A 24,215-nucleotide genomic window follows, 5' to 3' on the forward strand; every position below is an offset into this window, starting at 1 on the left:
GCCGGACAGCGACGCTGCAGCTAGGGTTCCTTTCGAGGCCGCAAGAACGCGGCGCAGCGAGGAACCCCCGGGATGAGCAAGCATTTCGCGATGATGGGCGTCATGGCCATGGGCGTCGCCGCCGCGCTGGTGGCGACCGCCGGCAGCGGCCTGGCGCAGGCCGCCAACAGCTGCGCCGGCCGGATGTTCATCGACACCGTCTATCCGACCGGCGTCGGCCCCAACAGCTTCGAGTACTTCGTGCAGATCCGCAACCAGACGCCGGGGCCGATCGTCGCCGATGTGGTGCTGGGCGGCTTCCCGCAGACCGTCACGCTGTTCTCGCCGCGGCTGCCGAACGTGCCGACCGGCGCCTGGCAGAGCCAGCAGATCCGCTTCGGCCGCGGCACCGATCCGCAGATCCATATGGGCACGGTCGACCGCCTCTACGACCGCACCGGCAGCGGCCGGCCCTCTATCAGTCTGCAGAACTGCCGGCCCGGCTGAGCGGCGTCAGGCCGCCAGGCGGGTGAACAGGTCGGGCGGTCCCATCTGCCCGCCTTTCAGCATCAGCTCCATCCCGTCCAGCCGCGGGTCGCGGCTGTGCGCCCGGCAGAGGGTGACGCCGGGCGCTAGGGTGGTGCGGTAGGACAGGCCCCAGAGGTCCAGCCCCTGGGTCGCCAGGCTGGAGGTGTCGCCGCCGGCGATGCCGAGCCGGCGCACCGGCGCCTCGGCCAGCAACGCCGCCAGCAGATCGGCGGTCGCCAGCGCCACGTCGCGGGCCGGCGGCGCGCTGCCGCCGGGCGGATCGGTCACCAGCAGCACATGGCGGCCGGCCCGCAGCAGGCGCTGCGCCGCCTCGCGCAGGGCGGCGCGGTGCGCTGCCTCGGTCAGCAGCCGCGCCGGATCGGCGGCCAGCCGCGTGAAGCCGGCCGCCGCCTCGGTCTGGGCCCGGCTGACCGGCGACAGGCTGCCGACCATCACCAGCACCGGGCCATCGGCCGCTTCCAGCGGCGGCTCCGGCAGGAGGGCGGCCGGCGCGGCGCCGGGCCAGGCCGCGGCCAGCGCCTGGGCCAGGCCGCTGGCGCCGGCGGCGAGCAGCGGCGCCCGCGCCGCCTCCCGCCAGAGCAGTCTTCCCAGAGGCGCCAGATCCTCCTCGCGCGCCACGTCCAGCAGCAGCGCCTGCTGCGGGACCGCCAGGGCCGCGTCGAAGGCGGCGTCCAGCGCCTCGCCCTGCGCGGTGAAAGGGAGATGCGCCAGCGGCGCCAGGCCCTGCGCGGCCAGATGGAGGCGCAGATCGGCCTCCTGCATCGGCGTCACCGGATGCGCGCGCATGGTCGGGTGGCGGTCGAGGCGGAAGACCTCGCCCCCGGTGCCGGCGGCGGCGAAGAGGTTGCCGAACAGGCAGTAGCGGCCGAGATCCGGCTGGCCGCCCAGGATCGGCAGGCAGCGATGCGGGAAGGCGGGGCGCAGCGCCGCCAGCGCCGCGCCGATGCTGCCGCGATCCGGCGCGCTGTCGAAGGTCGAGCAGATCTTGTAGTGCAGCACCTCGACGCCGGCGTCGCGGAAGAAGCGCCCGACCGGCGTCAGCACCCGCGTGATCTCGTCCGGTGTCATCGCCCGCGTCGCGCCGGCGATGCCCAGCGCGTCGAGCGGCCCGGCCTCGGCCAGCTCGGCGGCGGAAGGGGGGCGCAGGAACAGCAGCGCCCGCTTGCCGCGCCGCGCCAGGTTGGCCAGCGTGTCGGTGGCCCCGGTGAAGTCGTCGCCATACCAGCCGATGCGCGGTGTCACGACATCTTCGCCCCGAAGAAGTCCAGCGCCTGGGCCAGCGCCGGATGCTGGCGCGCGGCCACCTCCAGTGCCTCGCCGCTTGTCACCGCCTCCCAGGCCTGGCGGATGCTGCGCACGCCCTCGGCCGGGCCGGCGGGATGCGCCATGATGCCGCCGCCGGCCATGAACAGCAGGTCGTCATGGCCGATGGCGGCATAGGTCGCCGGCGCCGTGCCGGCCCATTGCCCGGAGGAGAAGGCCGGCAGCACGCGGTCGTCGAGGCCCTCGGCCAGCGGCGTGACGCAGTCGCGGGCGGAATCGACGACTTCCTCGTCGGTCTGGGCGAACTTGCCCTGCAGCCCATGCACATGCATGTGGTCCACACCCGCCAGCCGCCACAGGGCCTGGTAGGCACTGAAAGAGATCCCCAGCAGCGGGTGGCGGGAGAAGCCGCCATAGCCGTTGCGATGGCCATGCAGCGCCAGCTCGGTGGAGCGGCGCAGCGTCTCGATCGCTGAGAAGCCGCACCAGTTCAGGCTGGCCATGACGCAGCTGCCGCCCTCGCGCGCCACCAGATCGGCATGGCGGCGCATGGCATCCGTCTCGTCGGTGATGTTGAAGGCCACCATGACAGGCTTGCCCGTGCGGTCCTGGTGGCGGCGCACCGCCTGCATGACCAGCGGCACGCGCAGCGCCAGCGGCGCATGCGGCGGGTCGGCGCAGATCTCGTCATCCTTGATGAAGTCGAGCCCGGCGGCGCAGAGGCGGCCGACCAGCTCGGCGGTCTCCTGCGCCGACAGTCCGACATTCGGCTTGATGATCGAGCCGACCAGCACGCCGTGCGCGGCCCCGGTCAGCCGCCGCGTCCCCGCGATGCCCTGGGCCGGCAGGGCGAACTGGGCGCGATAGGCAGCGGGAAGATGCACTTCCTCCAGCCGCATTCCCGTCACTTCGCCGAGGTCGAAAAGATTGCCGGCGACGGTGGCGGCCAGGCTGGCGAGGTTGGCGCCGACATTGGCCACGGGAAAGGAAATGCGGATCCGCGCGCGCTTCCAGGGGCCGGTGACGCCGCGCCGTTCCAGCCAGGCATTGGGCAGGCTGGGGGCGGCGGCGGTGTCGAGCGCCTCCACCGCCTCGACGATGGCGCCGGCCCGCGCGCGCAGCGCGTCGGTCTCGCCCTCGACCCGGGTGAAGGTGCCGCAGGACTGCTCGCCGGCCATGATGCCGGCGATGCGGACCGGGTCGAGCGGCGTCTCGACGAGATAGACCGCCTCGAAGCGCGCGGGATCCATCGGCGTCAGAGCTTGCTGAGGTCGGGGAAGGGGCGCACCGGGTCGCTGCCGTCCCAGCCTTCCGAGGCCGCGCGGATCAGCCGGAACATGTCTCCCTTGGGGCCGGCGACCTCCGACAGCTCGATCACCGTGCCCGGGTGGTAGTGGGTGTCGAAATAGACGAAGCGGCCGCGCTCGCCGACCTCGCCGCTCATCACCGGCTTGAAGCCCTCGGCGGTCAGCCGCGCCAGGTCGGCGTCGTAGTCTTCCGTCCAATAGGCGACATGCTGCAGCCCGCTATGCCCGGCCTGGGTGAAGTCCCGGTACATCGAGGGCACGTCGTTGCGGCACTGGATCAGCTCGATCTGCAGCGGCCCGGAATTGGCCAGCGCCACCGAATTGTGCGGCTCGAAGCTCTCGCCCTTGTAGCGGTAGTTCCTGATGGGCACGCGCGGGTTGTAGAAGAAGGGGCCGACGCCGAGGGTGCGGCTCCAATAGTCCATCGCGGCCTCGATATCGGGCACGACATAGCCGGCCTGGCGGATCTGGCCGAAGAAGCGGCTCATGCTGGGTCTCGCTTGCGATCAGGAGAGAAGGGGGTCAGCGCGCCAGGAAGCCCGTGGAGAACCAGGGCACGGCGGCGACGAGGATCAGCCCGACCAGCAGCGCCGCCATGTAGCCCCAGATCGGGCGCAGGCCCTCATCCGGGTTGACCTTGCTGATGGCGCAGGCGCCGTAATAGCCAACCCCGAAAGGCGGCGCGAAAAGCCCGATGCCCATGGCGAAGATGACGACCATGGCATAGTGGACCTCGTGCACCCCGGCCTCGCGGGCAATCGGGAAGAGCAGCGGGCCGAACAGCACGATGGCGGGAATGCCCTCCAGCACGCTGCCCAGCAGGATGAAGGCGAGGATCGACACCGCCAGGAAGCCATAGGCGCCGCCCGGCATGCCGGCCATCAGCTTCGCCAGCTCCTGGCTGAAGCCGGATTGCGTCAGCCCCCAGGCCATGGCGGTGGCGCAGCCGACGATGAAGATGATGGCGCCCGTCAGCGAGGCGGTCTCGACCAGCATCGGCGCGATGCGGCGCCAGTCGAACTGGCGATAGACCAGCAGCCCCATCACCAGCGAATAGGCGATGCCGATGGTGCTGACCTCGGTGGCGGTCGCGATCCCTTCGACCACCGCGGCGCGGATGACGAAGGGCAGGGCGATGGCGGGAATGGCGATGGCGGCGAGCCTGGCGATCTCGGCCAGCGGCGCGCGGCGGATCTGGCTGAGATCCTCGCCGCGGTAGCGCCACCAGACCACGGCGCAGAGGCAGGCGCCGAGGACCAGGGCCGGCACCATGCCGCCGGTGAACAGCGCCGCGATGGAGACGCCGGTGACCGAGCCGATGGTGATCAGCACGATGCTGGGCGGGATGGTCTCCGTCTGCGCGCCCGTCGCCGCCAGCAGCGCCACCAGATCGCCGGGCTTGGCGCCGCGCTTCTTCATCTCGGGGAACAGGATGGGCGCGATGGCGGCCATGTCGGCGATCTTCGAGCCGGAGATGCCCGAGACCAGGTACATGGCGCCGATCAGCACATAGGACAGCCCGCCGCGCACATGGCCGAGCAGGCTGGCCAGGAACTGGATCATCGCCTTCGCCATGCCGGTCATCTCGATCAGCAGGCCGAGGAAGATGAACAGCGGCACCGCCAGCAGGATCAGGTGCGACATGCCCTCATCGAGCCGCCCCACCACCACCAGCAGCGGCGTCGTCGTGGTGCAGGCCAGGTAGCCGAAGGTGGCCAGGGCGAAGGAGAAGGCGATGGGCACGCCGGCGAAGACGTTCACCGCGACGACGCCGACGAAGAAGATCAGCAGGTTCAGCTGGCCGAGCGGCTTCAGCATCGGCGACAGCAGCCAGAAAGCCAGGACGACGGCCAGGGTGATGCTGCCGGCCAGCGCCACCGCGGTGACCGAGCCCTGCCGCGCCAGCCGGAAGACGCTGGCCAGGATCATCAGCCCGATGCCGGTCGGAATGGCCGAGGCGCGCCAGGCATTGCTGATCTCCAGCGCCGGCGTGACGACGAAATTCTCTTCCTGCGCGTATTCGACCGCCGAATGCATGACCAGCAGCAGGAAGGCCAGCGAGGCCGTCAGCGCCAGGGTGTCCAGCAGCAGCTGCGCGCCGGGGCCGACGCGGGCGACCAGGCCGGTCATCCGCATATGCTCGCCGCGGCGCAGCGCCACCACGGCGCCCAGCATCGACAGCCAGAGGAACAGGATCGAGGCGAGCTCGTCCGACCAGACCAGCGGCGCATGGAACAGGTAGCGCGCGGTGACGCCGGCGCCGAGGATGCCGATCTCGGCCAGCAGCAGCAGGGCGGCGGCGCCCTCCACCAGCATGCCGAGGGCACGGTCGGCGCGGCCGGCCAGCCCCGTCAGGGCAGGGGCGGCGCCGGGGGCGAGGGCAGGGGCGTGGCCGGCCATTCTTCTGCGTCCTTCGGCTCAGGCCAGACGGCCCACGGCCTCTTCCAGCAGGCCCCAGGCCTCGTCGCCGAAACGGCCCTTCCATTCGGCGTAGAAGCCGCCCTCGCGCAGCTTGGCGCGGAAGCTGTCGGGCGCCGGGCTGTTGAAGCGCAGCCCCTTGGACTCCAGATCCGCCTGCAGCGAGGTGTTCAGCGTCCTGATGTCCTCGCGCTGCTGCATCCCGGCCTCGTTGATGGCGTCGGAGACGATCTTCTGCAGGTCGGCCGGCAGGCCGCGCCAGGCCCGGCCATTGGCGATGAACCAGTAGCCGTCCCAGATGTGGTTCGACAGCGCGCAGCTCTTCTGCACCTCGTAGAGCTTGGCGACCTGGATGATCGGCAGCGGGTTCTCCTGCGCGTCGACGATGCGGGTCTGCAGCGAGGAATAGACCTCGCTGAACTGCAGGCTCGCGGGTGCCGCGCCCAGCGCCTTGAACATCGAGATCGACAGCGGGCTGACGGGGACGCGGATCTTGAGGCCGTCCATGTCGCGCGCCGTCTCGATCGGCCGACCGCTGGTGGTCATCTGGCGGAAGCCGTTGTCCCACATCTTCTCGAAGGCGAAGAGGTTGACGCGGCTGATGGCGGCGCGGACATGCGCGCCCAGCTTGCCGTCCATCGCCTTCCAGACCTGATCGTAGTCGGCGAAGGCGAAGCCCACCGCGTTGATGGCGGCGGCCGGCACCAGCGTCGCGATCACCAGGGCCGAGGGCGTGAAGAAGGTCAGCGCACCATTGCGCACCTGCGACAGCATGTCGGTGTCGCCGCCAAGCTGGTTGTTCGGGAAGATCCGCATCTCGACGCGGCCCTTGCTCTCGCGGGCGATGCGCTCGGCGGCCTGCTGCGCACGGATGTTGAGCGGGTGCGTCATCGGCAGGTTGTTGCCGTATTTCAGCTCGAACTCCGCGGCGCGGGCGGGGCGCGGGGCGGCCAGCAGGGGGGCGGCGAGCGGCGCCGCGGCCAGGCCGCGCAATGCCGCGCGGCGGGTGATGATGTTCATGCTGGACCTCCCCTGACGGCGCCGCCTGCTTTGCGGGCCCACCCTCATCGTGCTGATGCAAAATGATGGTTTGTTCTTGATGCCGAAGGATAAGAACGGCAATACAGGGGTGTCAAACGCAATTGGTGATGGTTTTTGATGGATTCTCCGGCCGCGGCCGCCTCAAGGAACCTGCCGCGGGTGGTCGACGTGGCGCGGCGCGCCGGCGTCTCGCCGGCAACGGTCGACCGGGTGCTGAACCGGCGGCCCGGGGTGCGGCCGGCCACCGTTGCGCGGGTGATGGAAGCCGCCGAGGCGCTGGCCTATCTGCCGCCGGACCTGGCGCCGCATCCGGCGCTGGCCCAGCGGCCGATGCGGCTGGTCTTCCTGCTGCCGGCCGGCGGCAACCGCTTCCTTGCCCTGCTCGGCAGGATGATCGCCGAGGCGGAGGCGCTGCTTGCCCCCTTCGGCGTCACCGCCCGCGTCGAGCCGGTGCGCAGCTTCGATCCGGCGCTGCTGGCGCGCCACCTGCTGCGCGCCGGCGCGGAGGCCGACGGCATCGCCTTCATGGCGATCGAGCATCCGGCGGTGCGCGAGGCGGTGAAGCAGCTGGCGGCGCGCGGCGTGCCGGTGGTGACGCTGATCTCCGACATCGGCCATGCGCCGCGCGCCGCCTATATCGGCCTCGACAACCGCGCGGCGGGGCGGCTGGCCGGCTTCCTGATGGCGCGCTTCCTCGGCCGCCGGCCGGCCAAGGTCGCCGTCATCGCCGGCAGCCTCAGCTACCGCGCACATCAGGAGCGCGAGATGGGCGTGCTGCAGCTGTTCGACGAGGTGGCGCCGGAGATCCGCATCGTCGCCGTGCGCGAAGGCCATGACGAGCCGGCGCAGAACTACCGGCAGACGCGGATGCTGCTGGCCGGCCATCCGGATCTCGACGGCATCTACAGCGTCGGCGGCGGGGCCGAGGGGATCGGCCGCGCGCTGCGCGAGGCGCGGCGTGACCAGGCGGTGGTCTTCATCGGCCATGGGCTGACGCCGGAATGCCGCGCCATGCTGATCGACGGCACGATGGAGGCGGTGATCACGCAGAATCCGCGCGCCGCGCTGCTCGACTGCGCCCGCGTCTTCGCCAATCTGCGCGCCGGCCGTCCGGCGCTGCAGGATGTCGAGCCGGCGCGCAGCGAGGTGCTGTTCCGGGAGAACCTGCCCTAGGCTTGGCGCGGGGAAAATCTGGGAAGATGCAGCGGGCGGCCCGAAGGGCGACCGGGGAAGCATCTGGCGGATCGGGTGGGATTCGAACCCACGATACCCTTTTGAGGTATACACACTTTCCAGGCGTGCGCCTTCGACCGCTCGGCCACCGATCCCGCTAGGCGGCGGGGTATAGCAGCCTTTCTGCGGCCGGCAAGGGGTTTCGCGCGGCCCTTTACGCGAAGGCGCGCTGGCCGGCTGGCGCGGTTGCCGGTACCGCCGGGCGGGCGAGCCGGCCAGGCAGCGGGGACTGGAGTTTTTCCGGCGGCCCCCACCGGGTCACAGGAGGTATTTCTCGAGGCCCCCGGGGGGCGGCGAGACGAGATACGCGCCGAACGCAGGAAGGACCCGCGTTTTTTTCGGCCTCAAAGTCCCGATTTTTCTTGCGGGGGGGGACCCCCATGCCCCATATGCGGCGCCGTTGACCTGGTCGGAAACGACCACCCTGGTCATCTTCTGGTGGGAAGGAGCCCGCAGCCCATGGACGCTCTCGTTTCTCCGCTGGGGATGGTTTCGGATAACAGCCCGAGCGAAGCCCAGTCTGTCGATATCCGCGCCGAGGCGAAGGACCACTTCGTTGAGCGCGACGGTGTGCGCTTCGCCGGCACGCATCTGATCATTGATCTGTGGGGTGCCACGAATCTCGATGATCCCGCCCATATCGATGCCGTCCTCCGTGAGGCGGCGATCGAGACCGGCGCGACCATCCTGCATGGCCACTTCCACCACTTCGCGCCGGACGGCGTCTCGGGCGTGCTGGTGCTCGCCGAGAGCCATGTGTCGATCCACACCTGGCCGGAGCGCGCCTATGCCGCGCTGGACATCTTCGTCTGCGGCGTCTGCAACCCGTACCTCGCGGTGCCGGTGCTGAAGAAGGGCTTCCAGCCCGAGCGCGTGCAGCTCGCCGAGCACAAGCGCGGCCTGATCGGCTGACACGCCGCCTATCTGTCACGTGACGCGGCAGAGGGCGGGACCTTAGGGTCCCGCCCTCTTCGCATGTTTCCCCTTCCGAGGATTTAGCCATGCCGACCGATTCCTGGGTGAACGAGACCCTCTATCCCGACTGGGGCCAGCGCTTCCTGGTCAAGCGCGAGCTGGCGCGGGTGCAGAGCGAGTTCCAGGACATCATGCTCTTCGAGAGCTACAGCCATGGCCGGGTGATGCTGCTCGACGGCGTCACGCAGATCACCGAGAAGGACGAGTTCGTCTACCAGGAGATGCTGACCCACGTGCCGCTGCTGGCGCATGGCGACGCCAAGCGCGTGCTGATCATCGGCGCCGGCGATGGCGGCGTGCTGAAGCGCGTGCTGCAGCACCGCAATGTCGAGAAGGCCGTGATGGTCGAGATCGACGGCGAGGTGATCCGTCTCTGCAAGGAGCACATGCCCGACATCGCCGGCGACGCCTGGAACGATCCGCGCGCCGAGGTCATCGTCGGCGACGGCATCGACTATGTCCGCAAGGCCGAGGCCGGCAGCTTCGATGTTGTCATCGTCGATTCCACCGATCCGATCGGCGTCGGCGAGGTGCTGTTCACCGACGAGTTCTACGCCAATGCGGCGCGGCTGCTCTCCGACCGCGGGCTGATCGTCAACCAGTGCGGCGTGCCGCTGATGCAGGCCGAGGAACTGGCCGAGACCTCGCTGCGCCGCGGCAAGGTCTTCGCCGACATCTACGCCTATGTCGCGGCGGTGCCGACCTATGTCGGCGGCTTCATGACGCTGGGCTGGTCGGCCAAGGACGCCTCGCTGCGCCAGGTCGACACCGCCACCATCCGCGCCCGCGCCGAGGCGGCCGGCATCCTCGGCACCACCGAGTACTGGACGCCGGAGATCCACACCGGCGCCTTCAACCTGCCGCCCTATATCAGCAAGCACCTGCCCAAGGCCTGAAGCCTCAGCCGGATGTTCTGCGGGAGGGGCCGGGCGGCGACGCCCGGCCCCTTTCGTCGTCCGGCGGCAGGGCGGCGAGCAGCGCCTCGACCGCCAGGCGCAGCGCGATCAGCGCCTGGCGTGCCGTCTCCTGCCCGCTGGCCGGCAGGGTGAGGGCCGCCGCGCAGAGCAGGGCCACCTCCTGGTCCAGGCCGCTCAGGTCGACCTGCCGGCCGGCCAGCGCCAGCGCCCGGGCCAGGACCAGGGTGTTGCGCAGGGTTTCGGCGGCGGCCGCGACGGCGTCGGAGGGGACTTGCGACATGCGCCTTCCATGCCGCGACCCGCGTTAAGATCCGGTCACGCTTAACCCGGCGCTCATCCCCATCCCCCATCCTGCCGTCTCGCGCCCAGCGGGGAGAGGCGGGATGGAGATGGAGGAAGCCCTGCGGCGCGGCGCCGCACGGCTGGCCGGCCAGTCGGAGCGGCTGCTCGCGCGCGCCCGGTCGCTGGCCGGGCAGGGGGCGGGTTCCTCGCCCGCGGCGGGTCCGGAGCCCGGCCCGCCGGCGGGCGCGGAGGCCAGGGCCAGCCGCGCCGCGCTCGGCGCCAGCCATGCCCTGTTGAGCGAGGCCATCGCCCTGATGACCCGGCCGCGCTGACGGTTCCCGCTTGCGGGCGCGCGCCCCGATGATGTTACGTCGTCGAATCATGCGTCTGATCGAACGCTGGACTGACCATCGCGGGAAAGGCCGCGGACGCCGCGGTGGCCTGGAGGCGCTCTTCGCCGGCCTGCCCGAGGCGGCGCTTTGGCTCGACCCCGCCTGGCAGGTGCGCGACGCCAATGCCGCGCTGCGCCTGGCGCTCGGCCCGGCCCTGCCGGTGCGTCCGGGCATGGCGGCCCACCGGCTGTTCGATGGCGAGTCGCAGGCCGCCTTCCGCGCCTGGCAGGGCGGGGGGGCGGCGCCGGCCGAGCTCTGGCTGGCCGTGCCGGAGGGCCGGGCGCGCAGTCCGATGGCCCCGCACCGGATCGGCCTGCCGGGCGGCGACGCGGTGCTGCTGCTGCAGCAGGACCTGGCGCAGCGCCAGAGCCTGGTCGCCCGCCTGGCCGAGGCCGACCGGCTGCAGGCGCTGGGCACCCTGGCCGGCGGCATCGCGCATGACTTCAACAACCTGCTGAGCGTGGTGCTGGGCGCGACCGAGGACGCGCTCCGCCATCCCGGCGCCACCGCCGATCCGGGGCTGGCCGCCGAGCTCGGCCAGGTTCAGGCCGCGGCCCGCCGCGGCGCCGCCCTGGTGCAGCAGATGCTGGCCTATGCGCGGCAGCAGGTGCTGGCGCCGCGGCTGGTCTCGCTGAACGCCGCCGTGGAGGGGATGGCCTCGCTGCTGCGCCCGCTGCTCGGCCGCGGCATCAGCCTGGAGCTGGAGCTCGACCAGCCCGGCCGCTCGGTGCTGATCGATCCCTCCGAGCTCGACCGCGTGCTGATGAACCTGGCGATGAACGCCCGGCAGGCGATGCCGGAAGGCGGCCGGCTGACCCTGCGCACCGGCCGCGCCCTGCTGCTGCAGCCCGAGCCGGCCGCGCCGGAGGATATCCCGCCCGGCCGCTGGACGGTGCTGGAAGTCGAGGATACCGGCCAGGGCATCCCGCCCGCGCTGCTGCCGCGGATCTTCGAGCCCTTCTTCACCGGCCGCCCGCAGCAGGGCGGCACCGGGCTGGGCCTGGCGACGGTGCACGGCATCCTGCGGCAATCCGGCGGCTTCATCACCGTGCGCAGCCGGCCGGGGCAGGGCACCTGCTTCCGCATCCTGCTGCCGCGGGTCGAGGCGGGCGCCCGCCCGGCGCCGCCGCCTGCCGCCGCGGCCTCCGCCTCGACGGCGCCGGGTGGCCCGGCCGGCCCGCATACCCTGCTGCTGGTGGAGGACGAGGCGCCGCTGCGCCGCCTGGCCGAGCGGGCGCTGCGCCGCGCCGGCTGGACGGTGGAGGTGGCGGAGGATGCCGAGGCCGCGCTCGCCCTGATCGAGTCGAAGCGGTTGTCGCCCGCCCTCCTGGTCTCCGACGTGGTCATGCCCGGGATGGACGGCGTCGCCCTGGCCCGGCTGCTGCGGCCGCGCTTTCCGGACATGGCGGTGCTGCTGGTCAGCGGCTATGCTCCCTCCATGGTGGAGGACGGCCTGGCCGGCGCCAGCCCGCCGCATTTCCTCGCCAAGCCCTATGCCCCGGCCGAGCTGGTCGCGCAGGTGCGGGCCATCCTGCCGCCGGAAGGGCCGCCCGAAATGGCGCCGGCGGCGGGCTGAAACGCCCCTTGCGGAACGGGGTAAAAGCGAACATATAGCGAACGCGAGGAAGGTCGGATGGCGCGCCGCTTTCGCTTGAAGCGCGCAAATCCTTCCACGATAGTAACGGAATAGTGATCTTCTTTCGCGGGGGCCGCAGCCGGCACTTGGCACCGGCGGCCGGCGGGGCGAGATACACCATCACGGTACAGGCCATGCGTGGCAACGGCCACGGACATGGCACCGATCACAGAGACAGCCTGAGGCGAAGGGGTTCCGAGACATGGATAAGAACAAGGCGCTCGACGCTGCGCTCAGCCAGATTGAACGGGCCTTCGGCAAGGGCTCGATCATGCGCATGGGCGCCAAGCAGCAGTCGGACGAGATCGAGGTGGTGCCCTCGGGCTCGCTGGGCCTCGACCTGGCGCTGGGCATCGGCGGCCTGCCCAAGGGCCGCATCATCGAGATCTACGGCCCCGAGAGCTCGGGCAAGACCACGCTGGCGCTGCATGCCATCGCCGAGGCGCAGAAGCGCGGCGGCACCTGCGCCTTCATCGATGCCGAGCACGCGCTCGATCCCGGTTATGCGCGCAAGCTGGGCGTCGATGTCGACAGCCTGCTGATCAGCCAGCCGGATGCCGGCGAGCAGGCGCTGGAGATCTGCGACACGCTGGTGCGCTCCGGCGCGGTGGACGTGCTGGTGGTCGATTCCGTCGCCGCCCTGGTGCCGCGCGCCGAGCTCGAGGGCGAGATGGGCGACAGCCATGTCGGCCTGCACGCTCGGCTGATGAGCCAGGCGCTGCGCAAGCTGACCGGCTCGGTGTCGCGCTCCAACACGCTGCTGATCTTCCTGAACCAGATCCGCCTGAAGATCGGCGTGATGTTCGGCAATCCGGAGACCACCACCGGCGGCAACGCGCTGAAGTTCTACGCCTCGGTGCGCATGGAGATCCGCCGCATCGGCCAGATCAAGGACCGCGAGGAGGTCACCGGCAACCAGACCCGCGTCAAGGTGGTGAAGAACAAGATGGCCCCGCCGTTCCGGCAGGTCGAGTTCGACATCATGTATGGCGAGGGCATCTCCAAGGTCGGCGAGCTGCTCGATCTCGGCGTCAAGGCCGGCATCATCGAGAAGTCGGGCGCCTGGTTCAGCTGCGACAGCCAGCGCATCGGCCAGGGCCGCGAGAACGCCAAGCAGTATCTGCGCGACAACCCGCAGGTGGCCGACAGCGTCGAGCAGCGGGTCCGCGCCCAGGCCGGCCTGATCGCCAACACCATGCTGGTCGGCGAGAACGAGCCCGAGGAAGCCGCCGCCGAGTGATTCTTTCGGGCTGCCGCCGTCGGGTGGAGACGGCGGGTGAAATGGCCCGGTCGCAGCGCGGGTTTGGGGGAGGGGCGCCGCAAGGTGCCCCTCTCTTTTTGCCTTACCGGCCGAAGAGGTTGCGCAGCAGGTCGGCGGGGCTGGCCCGCTGCGGCTGGTCGCCGGTGGCGCGGCGCTGCTCCGGCGGCACCGGGCCGTTGCGGCCGCCGCGGGCCACCGCCAGCTGCTGCGCGCAATCCGGCAGGCTGCCCGCCGGCCTGCCGGCCAGCTGCTGCGCCAGCTGGCCGAGGATGCCGCCCTGGTTCTCCGCCTGGCGCGCCACCAGGTCGCCGACGATGCCGGCCGCCGCCTCGGGCACGCCGCCCGAATCCAGCCGGTAGCTCGGCGCCGCCAGGCTGCCGCCGACCTGCACCGGCGCGCTCAGCCCGATGCCGCCCAGCCGGATCTGCGGCAGCAGCCGCAGCGCCAGCCGCTCCTCCTTCAGATTGACCTCGCCGCTGCCGACCACATCGGCCAGGCCGGTCTCCACCAGCATCGCCTGCGGCCGGCCGATGCCGTCGCGGAAGTTCAGCCGCAGCGCCAGGCAGCGCAGCGCGGTGCCGCCCTCGGTCGGCGCATTGGGCAGCAGCAGCCGGCGCAGGTCGCCGGCCAGCGAGGCCAGCAGCCGGTTGTCGATCTGCCCATTGGCCATGGCCAGGCTGGCCGTGCCGGTCAGGCTGCCGGCGACGGCGCGCAGATCGGCGCCGCTGCCGGACAGGTCGGCCTCGGCCTCCAGCCTGCCGCTGCCCTGCGGCGGCAGGCCATAGCCCTGCAGCAGGGGGCGCAGGTCCAGCCCGGCGCCGTCATGCCGGAAGGCCAGGCTCAGCCGCGGCAGATCGCTGCTGGCATCGGCGCCGAAGCGCCCGCCGATCCGGCCGCCCGGCAGCGACAGGCCGAAGGGATCGAGCGCCAGCCGGCCCTCGGCCAGCTTCACCGTGCCGCGCACGTCGCGATAGGGGACGCCGCCGGCCAGCACCTCAGCGGCGTTCACCTGCAGATCGGCATCGAGCGCGCGCAGCCCCTGCAGCGGCAGGGGCAGGGCCGGAATGACGCGCCGGCCCTCCGGCGCGGCGGCGGCCGGCGGTGGCGGCGAGGCCGGGCGCGGCGGCACCGCCGGCACGGCGGGCGCGGGCGTCCCGCTTGGTGTGGCCGCGGGGGCGGGTGCCGGCGGCGGCGCGTCGAGCAGCGAATCCAGATCCAGCCGCTGCGCCGCCAGCCGGGCGGAGAGCTGCGGGCGCGGCCCGGCCAGGCGCAGGCTGGCCTCGCCCTCCAGCACGGCCTGGCGCGATTGCAGCCGCAGCCCCTCGAGCACCAGCCGCTCGCCGGGCGCACCCAGCCGGGCGCTCAGCCGCGCTTCGGTCAGCCGTGGGGCGGGCAGGGCGAAGGCCTGCAGCAGCGGGGCGGTGTCGCTGATGCTGGCATTCAGCTCGCCGCTGGCGCCGCGCAGCGCGGGGCCCGCCAGGCGGCCGTCCAGTGTCGCCTCCATGCCCTGGCCGCGCAGCGTCAGGCGCAGCGGCCAGGCGACATCGGCCAGCAGGACCGGCAGGGCGGGCAGGCTGGCCTCGGCTTGCAGCGGCAGGCCCCGCAGCGTCAGGGCCGCGGCGAGGCTGGCGGGCTGGCCGGCGGCCCCGATGGTCAGGCTGGTGGCGCCGAGCGTCAGCCCGGGCATCCAGCGCGACAGCTCGGCGGTGGCCAGCCGGGCGTTCAGCCGGTTGACCTGCACCGGGCCGGGCTGGCCGGGATCGGCGAGCTCGGCGGTGACGTCCAGCCCGGTGATCGGCGGCAGCACGCCGGCGCCCAGGAACGGCGCCAGCCGATCGCCGCGATCGGCGGTGGCATTGACCGACAGGTGCCAGCCGCCGAGCGATTCCGGCTGGCGCGCGGCGCCCTCGGCGACGAGCTGGATGCCGGGCGCCGCCATGGCCAGACGCAGCGGCCATTCCTCGGGCGTGGCGCTGGCGCCGAGCAGCCGCGGCAGCGGGCCGCTCTGCCCTTCCAGCCGCAGCGCGACGCCGCGCAGGCCGAGCTGGCCCTCGAAGGTGATCGGCCCGGCCGGTTCCGCTGCCTGCAGCGCAAAACGGCGGATCTCCAGCGTCTCGGCGCGGTCCTGCCGCGCATCGCGCCAGGTGAACCGGCCGCCCTCGATCTCGATGGCGGCGACGGTCAGCGCCAGCGGCTCGGCGGCGGGCGTCGCCGGGCCGGCCGAGGGGGTCGGGCTCGGCGCGCGCGGCGGGCCGAAGCGCCAGTTGCCCTGGCCATTGCTGTCGAGCTCCAGCAGCAGGTCGGGCTGCACCAGCGTCAGCCGCTCGAAGGCCAGCTTGCGCGACAGCAGCGGCAGCAGCGCCAGCTCCGCCTCGACGCGCTGCGCCGTCAGCATCTCGGGCCGGCTGCCGCCGGGCGCGTTGGACAGTGTCACGCCCTGCAGCGTCACGGTGGGCACCAGCGACAGCTTGATGCCGATCGGGCCGGACAGGGTCAGGCTGCGCCCGGTCGCCTGCTCCACCGCGGCGATGACCCGTGGCCGCAGCACCTCGTCGCGCAGCAGCAGGCTGAGCCCGCCCCAGGCGAGCGCCGGCACCGCGACGATGACGGCGACGGTGATCAGCGCAGCGCGGCCGCGCCGGCGGCGGGGCGGGGCCATGCGGTCAGCCCCGGCGCTTCGGCGCGGTGTTGCGCGGCTTCTCGAAGCCCAGCGTGGCGAAGCTCTCCAGCATGTGCGGCGGCAGCGGCGCGGTCACCTCCAGCGTGCCGCCCTCGGGGTGCGGCACGCTGATGGCGCGGGCATGCAGGTGCAGGGCGTGCGACATGCCCTCCAGATGCGCGGCATGGCCGCCATACTTGCCGTCGCCCAGGATCGGGCATTCCAGCGCCGCCGCGCAGTGGACGCGCAGCTGGTGGGTGCGGCCGGTCAGCGGCTTCAGCTCCAGCCAGGTAGCGTGCCGGCGGGCGACGTCGACCGTGCTGAACTCGGTGATCGCATGCACGCCATCGCGGCCCTCGGCCGGGACGACGCGCTCGCCCATCGGGCCGCCGCCCTGCTTGACCAGCCGCATGTCGATGCGGCCGCCCTGGAACTGTGGCTGGCCGACCACGATGGCCCAGTAGGTCTTCTCGGCGTCGCGGCCACGGAAGGCGGCGGCCAGGCGGCTGGCCGAGCCGGCGTCGCGCGCCAGCAGGATGACGCCGGAGGTGTCCCGGTCGAGGCGGTGGACCAGCCGCGGCCGCTCCTCCTTCTCGAAGCACAGCGCGTCCAGCATGCCGTCCAGGTGCTTCTTGATGTTCGGCCCGCCCTGCACCGGCAGGCCATGCGGCTTGTTCAGCGCGATGATGCTGTCGTCGCGGTACAGGATCATCTGCTCCAGCGCCTTCGCATCCTCGGCCGAGACCTGGCGGTCGCGCGCCACCGGCTCCGGCGCCGGCCCCTCGGGCAGCGGCGGGATGCGGATCTCCTGGCCGCGGGCGAGGCGGGTATTGGCCTCGGCGCGCTTGCCGTCGACGCGCACCTGGCCGGTGCGCAGCATTTTCTGCAGCGCCCCCTGGGTCAGCTGCGGGAAGTGCCGGCGGAACCAGCGGTCCAGGCGGGAATCGGCGTCCGCGGCATGGACGGTGCGGTGCTGGATGGTCATGACAGTCTCTATACGTGCGGGGCGGCTTGTAGCAGGGGGGCCGCCAGGGTCGGAAGCGTGGCCGTTCCGGGGCAGGGGCGCGATCCGGTCAGAACAGACGGCGCCCGAGGGCGTAGCAGAGGGCGAAGCCGCCGAGGCCGAGCCCCAGCGTCGCCGCCAGATAGCCCAGCGCCAGGCCGGGCGAGCGCTGCCATAGCACACCGGTATCGAGGGAGAAGGCCGAGAAGGTGGTGAAGCCGCCGAGAATGCCGGTGATCCCCAGCAGCCGCGCCTCGGCCGGGAAGGGCAGGCCCGCGGCGATCGCCCCGCCCAGCAGGCCGATGACGGCGCTGCCGATGACATTCACCGCCAGCGTCCCCCAGGGCAGGAAGGCGCCGAACCAGGACAGCGACCAGACGCCGAGGGTGTAGCGCAGCAGCGAGCCGGTGGCGCCGCCCAGGCCGACCAGCAGTAGGGCGAGGGGCGAGAAGGGGGTCACGCGCGACGGGTCCGGTCGTCGCGTCCCGTCTCCTGCTGCGCCCGTTCCCCGCGCAGCTTCGCCCAGTGCTGCAGCCGCTCCAGGATGCGCGCTTCATGGCCGCGGCCGGCCGGCTGATAGAACTGCATCCTCTCCATCCCCTCCGGAAAATAATCCTGCCCGCTGAAGGCTTCCTCCGCCTCGTGATCATAGGCATAGCCCTGGCCATAGCCGAGCTGCTTCATCAGCTTGGTGGGCGCGTTCAGGATATGCGGCGGCGGCGCCAGGCTGCCGGTCTCCTTGGCCGCGCGCCGGGCCGCGTTGTAGCCGGCATAGACCGCGTTGGATTTGGGGGCGGTGCCGAGATGCACCACCAGCTGGGCCAGGGCGAGTTCCCCCTCCGGCGAGCCCAGCCGTTCATAGGTCTCCCAGGCGGCGATGGCGGCCGGCAGCGCGGTCGGATCGGCGAGACCGACATCCTCGGCGGCGAAGCGGGTCAGGCGGCGAACGATGTAGCGGGGGTCCTCGCCGCCTTCGAGCATGCGGCAGAACCAGTAGAGCGCGGCATCCGGGTCCGATCCGCGCAGCGACTTGTGCAGCGCCGAGATCAGGTTGTAGTGCTCCTCCCGGTCCTTGTCGTAGAGCGCGGCGCGCTTGGCCAGCAGCGTGGCCAGGCCGGCCGGATCGAGGATCGGGCTGCCCGCCGGCAGCGCCAGCAGCTGCTCCGCCATGTTCAGCAGGTAGCGGCCGTCGCCATCGGCCATGGCGCGCAGCACCCCGCGCGCCGCCTCGTCGAGCGGCATCGGCTGGCCGGTCTCCTCTTCGGCACGGGACAGCAGCAGCTCCAGCGCCGCGTCATCCAGCCGGCGCAGCACCATCACCTGGCAGCGCGACAGGATGGCGCCGTTCAGCGCGAAGGAGGGGTTCTCCGTCGTTGCCCCCACCAACGTGACGGTCCCGTCCTCGACCACGGGCAGAAAACCGTCCTGCTGGGCGCGGTTGAAGCGGTGGATCTCGTCGACGAAGAGCAGCGTGCCCTGGCCGCTGCGCCGCCGCGCCCGCGCCTCGTCGAAGGCGCGCTTCAGGTCGGCGACCCCCGAGAAGACCGCCGAGAGCGCGGCGAAGCGCAGCCCCGCCGCCTCCGCCAGCAGGCGGGCGATGGTGGTCTTGCCGACCCCGGGCGGGCCCCAGAGGATCAGCGAGGCCAGCGCGCCGCGCTCCAGCATGCGGCTGATGCTGCCCTGGGGGCCGAGCAGATGCGCCTGACCCACCACCTCCTCCAGCCGGGCCGGCCGCAGCCGGTCGGCCAGCGGACGCGGGGCATCAGTGGGCAGCAGGGGCTCGGCCGGGGTCTCGGAGGCGGCGGGGGATGCGCCGAACAGGTCGTCGGTCTGGGTTTTGCGCGGCATGGCATGCTTATAACGCCGAAGCCGCCAAAGGCTGCCAGGGGCGAGCTGCGGGGCCGGTTGCCGGGCGTCGATCAGCGGCCGGCGGCGACGGCCCTCCGCACCCGGCACTTCCCACCCTGGCCGGGCCGCGCTACGTCAGCGGCCACGGAATATCACGCCCAGGTCTATAGAGCGGAAGGCGACAGAGCGGACGATGACCAGCAGCAACGACATCCGGGCCACCTTCCTCGACTACTTCGCGCGCAATGGCCATACGGTGGTGGAATCCTCGCCGCTGGTGCCGCGCAACGACCCGACGCTGATGTTCACCAACAGCGGCATGGTCCAGTTCAAGAACGTCTTCACCGGCCAGGAAAAGCGCCCCTATTCGCGCGCCACCACCGCGCAGAAGTCGGTGCGTGCCGGCGGCAAGCACAACGACCTGGACAATGTCGGCTATACGGCCCGCCATCACACCTTCTTCGAGATGCTGGGCAATTTTTCTTTCGGTGACTACTTCAAGGACCAGGCGATCACCCATGCCTGGACGCTGCTGACCAAGGATTTTGCCCTCCCCAAGGACAAGCTGCTGGTCACCGTCTATTCCGAGGACGAGGACGCCGCCGCCCTCTGGCGCAAGATCGCCGGCCTGCCGGACAGCCGTATCATCCGCATCCCGACCTCCGACAATTTCTGGCGCATGGGCGATACCGGCCCCTGCGGCCCTTGCTCGGAAATCTTCTTCGACCACGGCGACAAGATCCCGGGCGGCCCGCCGGGCTCGCCGGACGAGGATGGCGACCGGTTCATCGAGATCTGGAACCTGGTCTTCATGCAGTTCCTCGAGGAGCCGGCCGGCACGCGCAACCCGCTGCCGCGCCCCTCGATCGACACCGGCATGGGGCTGGAGCGCTTCGCCGCCATCCTGCAGGGCAAGCACGACAACTATGACACAGACACCTTCCGCGCGTTGATCCTGGCCAGCGCGGAAGCGACCGGGCAGGACGCCGACGGGCCGTTCAAGATTTCCCACCGCGTGGTGGCCGACCACCTGCGCTCGGGCGCCTTCCTGATCGCCGATGGCGTGATGCCCTCCAACGAGGGCCGCGGCTACGTGCTGCGCCGCATCCTGCGCCGCGCCATGCGCCACGCCCATATGATGGGCGCCAAGGAGCCGTTGCTCTATCGCCTGCTGCCGGCGCTGGTGCGCCAGATGGGCGCCGCCTATCCGGAGCTGGTCCGCGCCGAGGCGCTGATCTCCGAGACGCTGAAGCTGGAGGAGAACCGCTTCCGCAGCCTGCTGGAGCGTGGCCTCGGCCTGCTGGCCGATGAGAGCCAGAAGCTCGGCGACAAGGGCACGCTGCCGGGCGACGTGGCCTTCCGCCTCTACGACACCTATGGCTTCCCGCTCGACCTGACACAGGACGCGCTGCGCGGCGAGGGCAAGGCGGTCGATGTCGCCGGCTTCGAATCCGCCATGGCCGAGCAGAAGAAGCGCGCCCGTGCCGCCTGGGCCGGCTCCGGCGAGGCCGCCACCGAGACCCTGTGGTTCGATCTGAAGGACCGCCTCGGCGCCACCGAGTTCCTCGGCTATTCGACCGAGCGGGCCGAGGGCGAGATCCTGGCCGTGGTCGCCCATGGCGCCGTGGTCGAGAAGGCCGGCCCCGGCACCGAGGTCGCGGTCGTGCTGAACCAGACCCCCTTCTATGGCGAGAGCGGCGGCCAGGTCGGCGATGCCGGCACCATCACCGGCGCCGACGGGCTGCGCATCACGGTGCGCGACACCCAGAAGAAGCTCGGCCTGTTCATCCATCTCGGCACCGTCGAGGCGGGCGAGGCGGCGCCGGGCAAGGCCGTGCTGGCCGAGCTCGACCATGAGCGCCGCGGCGCCATCCGCGCGCATCACTCGGCGACCCATCTGCTGCACGAGGCGCTGCGCCGCCGCCTGGGCACGCATGTCGCCCAGAAGGGGTCGCTGAACGCCCCGGACCGGCTGCGCTTCGACGTCTCCCAGCCGACGCCGATGACGCCGGAGGACCTGGCCTGGACCGAGGCCGAGGTGAATGCCCGCATCCGCGAGAATGCCGAGGTGGTCACCCGGCTGATGACCCCGGAAGCCGCGGTCGAGGCCGGCGCCATGGCGCTGTTCGGCGAGAAATATGGCGACGAGGTCCGCGTCGTCGGCATGGGCCATGACCCGGAAGCCACCGCCAAGCACGGCGTCTATTCGCTCGAGCTCTGCGGCGGCACCCATGTCCGCCGCACCGGCGATATCGGCCTGTTCAAAATCGTCTCGGAGAGCGCCGTCTCCGCCGGTGTCCGCCGCGTCGAGGCGGTGACCGGCTCGGCCGCGCTGGCCCTGGTCGATGCCGAGCAGAAGCTGCTGCGCGAGGCCGCCGGCCTGCTGAAGATCGCCCCCGGCGATCTGCCGGCCCGCATCACCGCCCTGGCCGAGGAGCGCCGCAAGCTGGAGCGCGACGTGGCCGAGCTGCGCAAGCAGCTGGCCACCGGCGCCGGCGCCGCCGCGGCCGAGACGGTGGGCAGCGTGACGCTCGCCGCCCGCAACCTGGGCGACACCCCGGCGCGCGACCTGAAGGGCCTGGCGGATGCCATCCTGAAGGCCGGCACCGCCGAGGTGGTGGCGCTGGTCTCGACCGCCGAGGGCAAGGCCAGCATCGTCGTCGGCGTCGCCGAGGCCGCCAAGGGCCGCGCCGATGCCGTGGTGCTGGTGCGCGCCGCGGCGGCCGCGGTCGGCGGCAAGGGCGGTGGCGGGCGTCCCGACATGGCCCAGGCCGGCGGCCCCGAGGCCGACAAGGCCGATGCCGCGCTCGATGCCATCCGCGCCGCCCTCGCCGGGTGAGCACGCTGGCTGCCGGACGCTGCCGCGCCCGTGACCTTGGCCTGCGCCCGGGGCAGTTCGCCCCGGGCCCGCTGAACGCCATCACCGACGTGGCCGGCGTGCTGGTGGGCCAGGTGACGCGGATCGAGGGCGACCTCATCCGCACCGGCGTCACCGCCATCCGCCCGCATGGCGGCGACCTGTTCCGGCAGCGCGTGCCGGCCGGGCTCGCCACCATCAACGGCTTCGGCAAGCTGGCCGGCGCCACCCAGCTGCAGGAGCTGGGCGAGCTCGAGACGCCAATCGTCCTGACCAATACCCTGGCCGTCGGCCGCGCGGTCGAGGCGGTGGTCGACTGGACCCTCTCCCGGCCCGGGCATGAGGAGATCCGCTCGGTCAATGCCGTGGTCGGCGAGACCAATGACGGCCGGCTGAACGATATCCGCACCCGTGGCGTGACCGGCGAGGACGTGCTGCGCGCGCTGGAGACGGCCAGCGCCGGCCCGGTCGAGGAAGGCAGCGTCGGCGCCGGCACCGGCACGGTGGCCTTCGGCTGGAAGGGGGGCATCGGCACCGCGTCGCGCCGGCTGCCGCCGGCGCTGGGCGGCTTCACCCTCGGCGCGCTGGTGCAGAGCAATTATGGCGGCGCCCTGCTGATGGACGGCCATCCGGTCGGCCGCGCCCTCGGCAAATTCTATCTGAAGGAGCACGCCGACAAGGGCGATGCCGATGGCTCGGTCATGGTGGTGATCGCCACCGACGCGCCGCTGTCGGACCGCAACCTGCAGCGCCTGGCGTTGCGGGCGATGGGCGGGCTGGCCCGCACCGGCGCGGCTTTCTCCGATGGCTCGGGCGACTATGCCATCGCCTTCTCCACCCATCCCGAGGTGCGGCGCCCGGCGCCGGAGGGCAGGGTGGCGGACTGGCCGAATGACAGGATGTCGCCGCTTTTCGTCGCCGCCATCGAGGCGGTGGAGGAGGCGGTGCTGAATTCCCTCCTGGCCGCCACCACGGTCGAAAGCCGCGACCCCGCCACCGGGCGGAAGCGGAAGGTCGAGGCCATCGACATCGCGGCGGTGCGGGCCGTGCTGGCCGGCAGAGGCTGAACCGCCGGACCGCGGCGGGGTCTGCCCCCGCCGCGGCCTCGTTCACGCGAAGACGTAGTCGCGGCCGTCGAGATGGTGGACGCCCTCGAGGGTGAGCTGCGTCACCGAGCCGTCTTCCGCCTGGATCGAGAAGACGTTGCCCGTGTTCCAGAGCTTGGCGTTGCTGCCGAAGCCCTGCAGCACCAGCGTGTCGGCCTCGCCGCCCCAGCCATGCGGCCGGAAGTCGGTGATGGTGTCGCTGCCCTGGCCCTTGCCGATGATGAAGGTGTCCGCGCCGCCGCCGCCGGTCAGCCGGTTGTTGCCGCCGCCGCCGTTCAGGATGTTGGGCGCATCATTGCCGATGATGACGTTGTCGAGGTTGTTGCCGGTGCCCTTGCTCCAGCCGGTGCCGAAGAAGGTCAGGTTCTCGACACCCTCGGGCAGGGTGTAGTTCTTCACCCAGGTCACCACGGTGTCGATGCCGCCCTTGGCGGCCTGGGGGATCTGCTCGTACTCGCTGTTGACGTAGTAGGTGTGGCTGCCACCGGCGCCCTCCAGGGCGGGGCTGGTGGAGGGGACGTCGTTGCCCTTGCCGGCATTGCCGTCAACCTGGCCGGCATTGCTGGAAGGCCCACCGAAGGCGTCGCGGAAGGCCTGGGAGGCGACCGGGATATGCCAGTCGGTCAGCTTGCCGATGCCGTTGTCGCTGGAATTCCAGTAGGACTGGTAGACCACGTCATGGCTCTCGAACCAGGCCTCCATGTTCTTGATGAAGGAGGCATCGTTGCTGTCGACGCCCCATTCCGAATAGGCCGTCGGCTTGCCATGCGCGTCGGCCTGCCGCTCGAACCACTCCAGCCCGCGCGGCGCGCTGCGCATGTGGTCCCAGGCGACCTGGGCGTTGTAGCCCTGCTGGCCGACATTCCAGTAGATGTCCATGCCCATCACATCGACATAGGCATCGCCCGGATAGGCGCGCATCGGATCGGCGCCGTCCCAGGTGTGATTGATGTTCCACTCGAAGCGGAAACGGTCGGAGACGTCGCGGAAGCTGTCGACGAACTGCCGGAAGGCGCCGATGAAGGCGTCCTCATGACCGACGGAGCTCCAGGGGAAGTTCTGGAGATTGTTCTCCCAGCCGGTGCGGATATAGATCGGGTCGTTGTCGCCCTGCCGGCCGGCCAGCAGCGATTCCGCGACATCCGTGTAGTAGCCGTTGAAGTTGCCGGCCGCCGCCTGCTCGAGGGTCGGGTTGCCGTTCCAGACCAGCAGCGGCACGGACCAGAGCACCGGCCGGTCGATGTCCTTCCACAGGTCGTTCGCCGCCCATTGGGCGCTCTGCGTAAAGTCCCACCAGTTCGCGCCGCCCACGACGCCGTGGATCGCATCGACCTCGCGGCCGAGAAAGGATTCGAACTCGCGGATCGCGGAGGGGCTGTTGGCCCCATAGACTCCCAGGATCGTCAAAACACAATGCCCCCTGCTTCCGCAGCCGCCGGCACGCCCCGCACCAGCGGTGCCCCCGACATGCCGGCCTGCGGAGAATGGA

The 24,215-nt window shown here is 71.6% G+C and carries 20 protein-coding genes and 1 tRNA gene; 9 read left to right on the forward strand and 12 right to left on the reverse strand.

Annotated features, from left to right (window positions below):
• The first annotated feature begins 72 nt into the window (after positions 1-72).
• Positions 73-486: a hypothetical protein gene (locus tag WFI16_RS21395; protein WP_419899890.1), complete on the forward strand. Its 414-nt coding sequence runs from the start codon at positions 73-75 to the stop codon at positions 484-486.
• A 6-nt stretch (positions 487-492) separates the two neighbouring features.
• On the opposite strand, the gene WFI16_RS21400 is transcribed toward WFI16_RS21395, so the two are convergent.
• Genes WFI16_RS21400 through WFI16_RS21420 form a run of 5 tightly spaced genes read right to left on the reverse strand, consistent with a single transcriptional unit; the run spans position 493 to position 6,536 of the window.
• Positions 493-1,770 (reverse strand): four-carbon acid sugar kinase family protein, encoded by a 1,278-nt coding sequence (locus tag WFI16_RS21400; protein WP_419899891.1) that lies wholly within the window; start codon positions 1,768-1,770, stop codon positions 493-495.
• Positions 1,767-3,041, reverse strand: coding sequence for a ribulose-bisphosphate carboxylase large subunit family protein (locus tag WFI16_RS21405; RefSeq protein WP_419899892.1), 1,275 nt, complete (start codon positions 3,039-3,041; stop codon positions 1,767-1,769). The genes WFI16_RS21400 and WFI16_RS21405 overlap by 4 nt, the downstream gene beginning before the upstream one ends.
• Before the next feature lie 5 nt (positions 3,042-3,046).
• Positions 3,047-3,586 (reverse strand): VOC family protein, encoded by a 540-nt coding sequence (locus WFI16_RS21410; RefSeq protein WP_419899893.1) that lies wholly within the window; start codon positions 3,584-3,586, stop codon positions 3,047-3,049.
• Between the two features lie 34 nt (positions 3,587-3,620).
• The gene (locus tag WFI16_RS21415; protein ID WP_419899894.1) at positions 3,621-5,498 is read right to left on the reverse strand and encodes a TRAP transporter large permease; all 1,878 of its coding nucleotides are present in this window, start codon (positions 5,496-5,498) and stop codon (positions 3,621-3,623) included.
• Positions 5,499-5,516: 18 nt separating this feature from the next.
• Positions 5,517-6,536 carry a TRAP transporter substrate-binding protein gene (locus tag WFI16_RS21420; RefSeq protein WP_419899895.1) on the reverse strand — a complete coding sequence of 340 codons (1,020 nt, stop codon included), beginning with the start codon at positions 6,534-6,536 and terminating at the stop codon, positions 5,517-5,519.
• 138 nt (positions 6,537-6,674) lie between these two features.
• On the opposite strand from WFI16_RS21420, the gene WFI16_RS21425 reads away from it, so the two are divergent.
• Positions 6,675-7,730 carry a LacI family DNA-binding transcriptional regulator gene (locus WFI16_RS21425; protein WP_419899896.1) on the forward strand — a complete coding sequence of 352 codons (1,056 nt, stop codon included), beginning with the start codon at positions 6,675-6,677 and terminating at the stop codon, positions 7,728-7,730.
• A 64-nt stretch (positions 7,731-7,794) separates the two neighbouring features.
• On the opposite strand, the gene WFI16_RS21430 is transcribed toward WFI16_RS21425, so the two are convergent.
• Positions 7,795-7,885: transfer RNA gene (locus WFI16_RS21430), tRNA-Ser, on the reverse strand.
• 364 nt (positions 7,886-8,249) lie between these two features.
• Between WFI16_RS21430 and speD the strand changes: the two genes are divergently transcribed.
• The gene (gene speD / locus WFI16_RS21435) at positions 8,250-8,702 is read left to right on the forward strand and encodes an adenosylmethionine decarboxylase (protein WP_076958632.1); all 453 of its coding nucleotides are present in this window, start codon (positions 8,250-8,252) and stop codon (positions 8,700-8,702) included.
• A gap of 89 nt (positions 8,703-8,791) precedes the next feature.
• Positions 8,792-9,661, forward strand: coding sequence for a polyamine aminopropyltransferase (gene speE, locus WFI16_RS21440; protein ID WP_419899897.1), 870 nt, complete (start codon positions 8,792-8,794; stop codon positions 9,659-9,661).
• A gap of 4 nt (positions 9,662-9,665) precedes the next feature.
• Here speE and WFI16_RS21445 read toward each other — a convergent pair whose 3' ends face one another.
• A complete protein-coding gene (locus WFI16_RS21445) occupies positions 9,666-9,962 on the reverse strand; it encodes a hypothetical protein (RefSeq protein WP_419899898.1) in 297 nt (98 codons plus the stop codon).
• A gap of 109 nt (positions 9,963-10,071) precedes the next feature.
• Here WFI16_RS21445 and WFI16_RS21450 point away from each other — a divergent pair, with 109 nt between their 5' ends.
• From WFI16_RS21450 to recA, 3 genes are all read left to right on the forward strand, one after another.
• Positions 10,072-10,296: a hypothetical protein gene (locus WFI16_RS21450; RefSeq protein WP_419899899.1), complete on the forward strand. Its 225-nt coding sequence runs from the start codon at positions 10,072-10,074 to the stop codon at positions 10,294-10,296.
• 49 nt (positions 10,297-10,345) lie between these two features.
• Positions 10,346-11,932, forward strand: coding sequence for an ATP-binding protein (locus tag WFI16_RS21455; protein WP_419899900.1), 1,587 nt, complete (start codon positions 10,346-10,348; stop codon positions 11,930-11,932).
• 262 nt (positions 11,933-12,194) lie between these two features.
• Positions 12,195-13,232 carry a recombinase RecA gene (recA, locus tag WFI16_RS21460; protein WP_419899901.1) on the forward strand — a complete coding sequence of 346 codons (1,038 nt, stop codon included), beginning with the start codon at positions 12,195-12,197 and terminating at the stop codon, positions 13,230-13,232.
• Positions 13,233-13,335: 103 nt separating this feature from the next.
• Here the strand turns inward: recA and WFI16_RS21465 are convergent, their stop codons facing one another.
• From WFI16_RS21465 to WFI16_RS21480, 4 genes are all read right to left on the reverse strand, one after another.
• Positions 13,336-15,912, reverse strand: a complete 2,577-nt coding sequence (locus WFI16_RS21465) for an AsmA family protein (protein ID WP_419899902.1) — start codon at positions 15,910-15,912, stop codon at positions 13,336-13,338.
• 4 nt (positions 15,913-15,916) lie between these two features.
• A complete protein-coding gene (locus tag WFI16_RS21470; protein ID WP_419899903.1) occupies positions 15,917-16,897 on the reverse strand; it encodes an RluA family pseudouridine synthase in 981 nt (326 codons plus the stop codon).
• Positions 16,898-16,985: 88 nt separating this feature from the next.
• Complete coding sequence (locus WFI16_RS21475; protein WP_419899904.1) at positions 16,986-17,375, reverse strand: fluoride efflux transporter FluC; 390 nt, start codon at positions 17,373-17,375, stop codon at positions 16,986-16,988.
• A complete protein-coding gene (locus WFI16_RS21480; protein ID WP_419899905.1) occupies positions 17,372-18,763 on the reverse strand; it encodes a replication-associated recombination protein A in 1,392 nt (463 codons plus the stop codon). The genes WFI16_RS21475 and WFI16_RS21480 overlap by 4 nt, the downstream gene beginning before the upstream one ends.
• 193 nt (positions 18,764-18,956) lie before the next feature.
• On the opposite strand from WFI16_RS21480, the gene alaS reads away from it, so the two are divergent.
• Together alaS and WFI16_RS21490 are read left to right on the forward strand one after the other, a co-directional pair.
• Positions 18,957-21,602: an alanine--tRNA ligase gene (gene alaS, locus WFI16_RS21485; RefSeq protein WP_419899906.1), complete on the forward strand. Its 2,646-nt coding sequence runs from the start codon at positions 18,957-18,959 to the stop codon at positions 21,600-21,602.
• Positions 21,599-22,687: a DmpA family aminopeptidase gene (locus WFI16_RS21490; RefSeq protein WP_419899907.1), complete on the forward strand. Its 1,089-nt coding sequence runs from the start codon at positions 21,599-21,601 to the stop codon at positions 22,685-22,687. The genes alaS and WFI16_RS21490 overlap by 4 nt, the downstream gene beginning before the upstream one ends.
• 42 nt (positions 22,688-22,729) lie before the next feature.
• Here the strand turns inward: WFI16_RS21490 and WFI16_RS21495 are convergent, their stop codons facing one another.
• The gene (locus WFI16_RS21495; RefSeq protein ID WP_419899908.1) at positions 22,730-24,133 is read right to left on the reverse strand and encodes a glycosyl hydrolase; all 1,404 of its coding nucleotides are present in this window, start codon (positions 24,131-24,133) and stop codon (positions 22,730-22,732) included.
• Positions 24,134-24,215 lie beyond the last annotated feature (82 nt).

The organism is Roseomonas sp. USHLN139 (assembly GCF_037145735.1).
Taxonomy (GTDB): domain Bacteria; phylum Pseudomonadota; class Alphaproteobacteria; order Acetobacterales; family Acetobacteraceae; genus Pseudoroseomonas.

What these genes read in the sequence shown, in the direction of transcription:
- WFI16_RS21395 (WP_419899890.1), top strand. Translation starts at nt 73, where the DNA reads ATGAGCAAGCATTTCGCGATGATGGGCGTCATGGCCATGGGCGTCGCC.
- WFI16_RS21405 (WP_419899892.1), bottom strand. Translation starts at nt 3,041, where the DNA reads ATGGATCCCGCGCGCTTCGAGGCGGTCTATCTCGTCGAGACGCCGCTC.
- WFI16_RS21410 (WP_419899893.1), bottom strand. Translation starts at nt 3,586, where the DNA reads ATGAGCCGCTTCTTCGGCCAGATCCGCCAGGCCGGCTATGTCGTGCCC.
- WFI16_RS21415 (WP_419899894.1), bottom strand. Translation starts at nt 5,498, where the DNA reads ATGGCCGGCCACGCCCCTGCCCTCGCCCCCGGCGCCGCCCCTGCCCTG.
- WFI16_RS21420 (WP_419899895.1), bottom strand. Translation starts at nt 6,536, where the DNA reads ATGAACATCATCACCCGCCGCGCGGCATTGCGCGGCCTGGCCGCGGCG.
- WFI16_RS21425 (WP_419899896.1), top strand. Translation starts at nt 6,675, where the DNA reads ATGGATTCTCCGGCCGCGGCCGCCTCAAGGAACCTGCCGCGGGTGGTC.
- speD (WP_076958632.1), top strand. Translation starts at nt 8,250, where the DNA reads ATGGACGCTCTCGTTTCTCCGCTGGGGATGGTTTCGGATAACAGCCCG.
- speE (WP_419899897.1), top strand. Translation starts at nt 8,792, where the DNA reads ATGCCGACCGATTCCTGGGTGAACGAGACCCTCTATCCCGACTGGGGC.
- WFI16_RS21445 (WP_419899898.1), bottom strand. Translation starts at nt 9,962, where the DNA reads ATGTCGCAAGTCCCCTCCGACGCCGTCGCGGCCGCCGCCGAAACCCTG.
- WFI16_RS21450 (WP_419899899.1), top strand. Translation starts at nt 10,072, where the DNA reads ATGGAGGAAGCCCTGCGGCGCGGCGCCGCACGGCTGGCCGGCCAGTCG.
- WFI16_RS21455 (WP_419899900.1), top strand. Translation starts at nt 10,346, where the DNA reads ATGCGTCTGATCGAACGCTGGACTGACCATCGCGGGAAAGGCCGCGGA.
- recA (WP_419899901.1), top strand. Translation starts at nt 12,195, where the DNA reads ATGGATAAGAACAAGGCGCTCGACGCTGCGCTCAGCCAGATTGAACGG.
- WFI16_RS21465 (WP_419899902.1), bottom strand. Translation starts at nt 15,912, where the DNA reads ATGGCCCCGCCCCGCCGCCGGCGCGGCCGCGCTGCGCTGATCACCGTC.
- WFI16_RS21470 (WP_419899903.1), bottom strand. Translation starts at nt 16,897, where the DNA reads ATGACCATCCAGCACCGCACCGTCCATGCCGCGGACGCCGATTCCCGC.
- WFI16_RS21480 (WP_419899905.1), bottom strand. Translation starts at nt 18,763, where the DNA reads ATGCCGCGCAAAACCCAGACCGACGACCTGTTCGGCGCATCCCCCGCC.
- alaS (WP_419899906.1), top strand. Translation starts at nt 18,957, where the DNA reads ATGACCAGCAGCAACGACATCCGGGCCACCTTCCTCGACTACTTCGCG.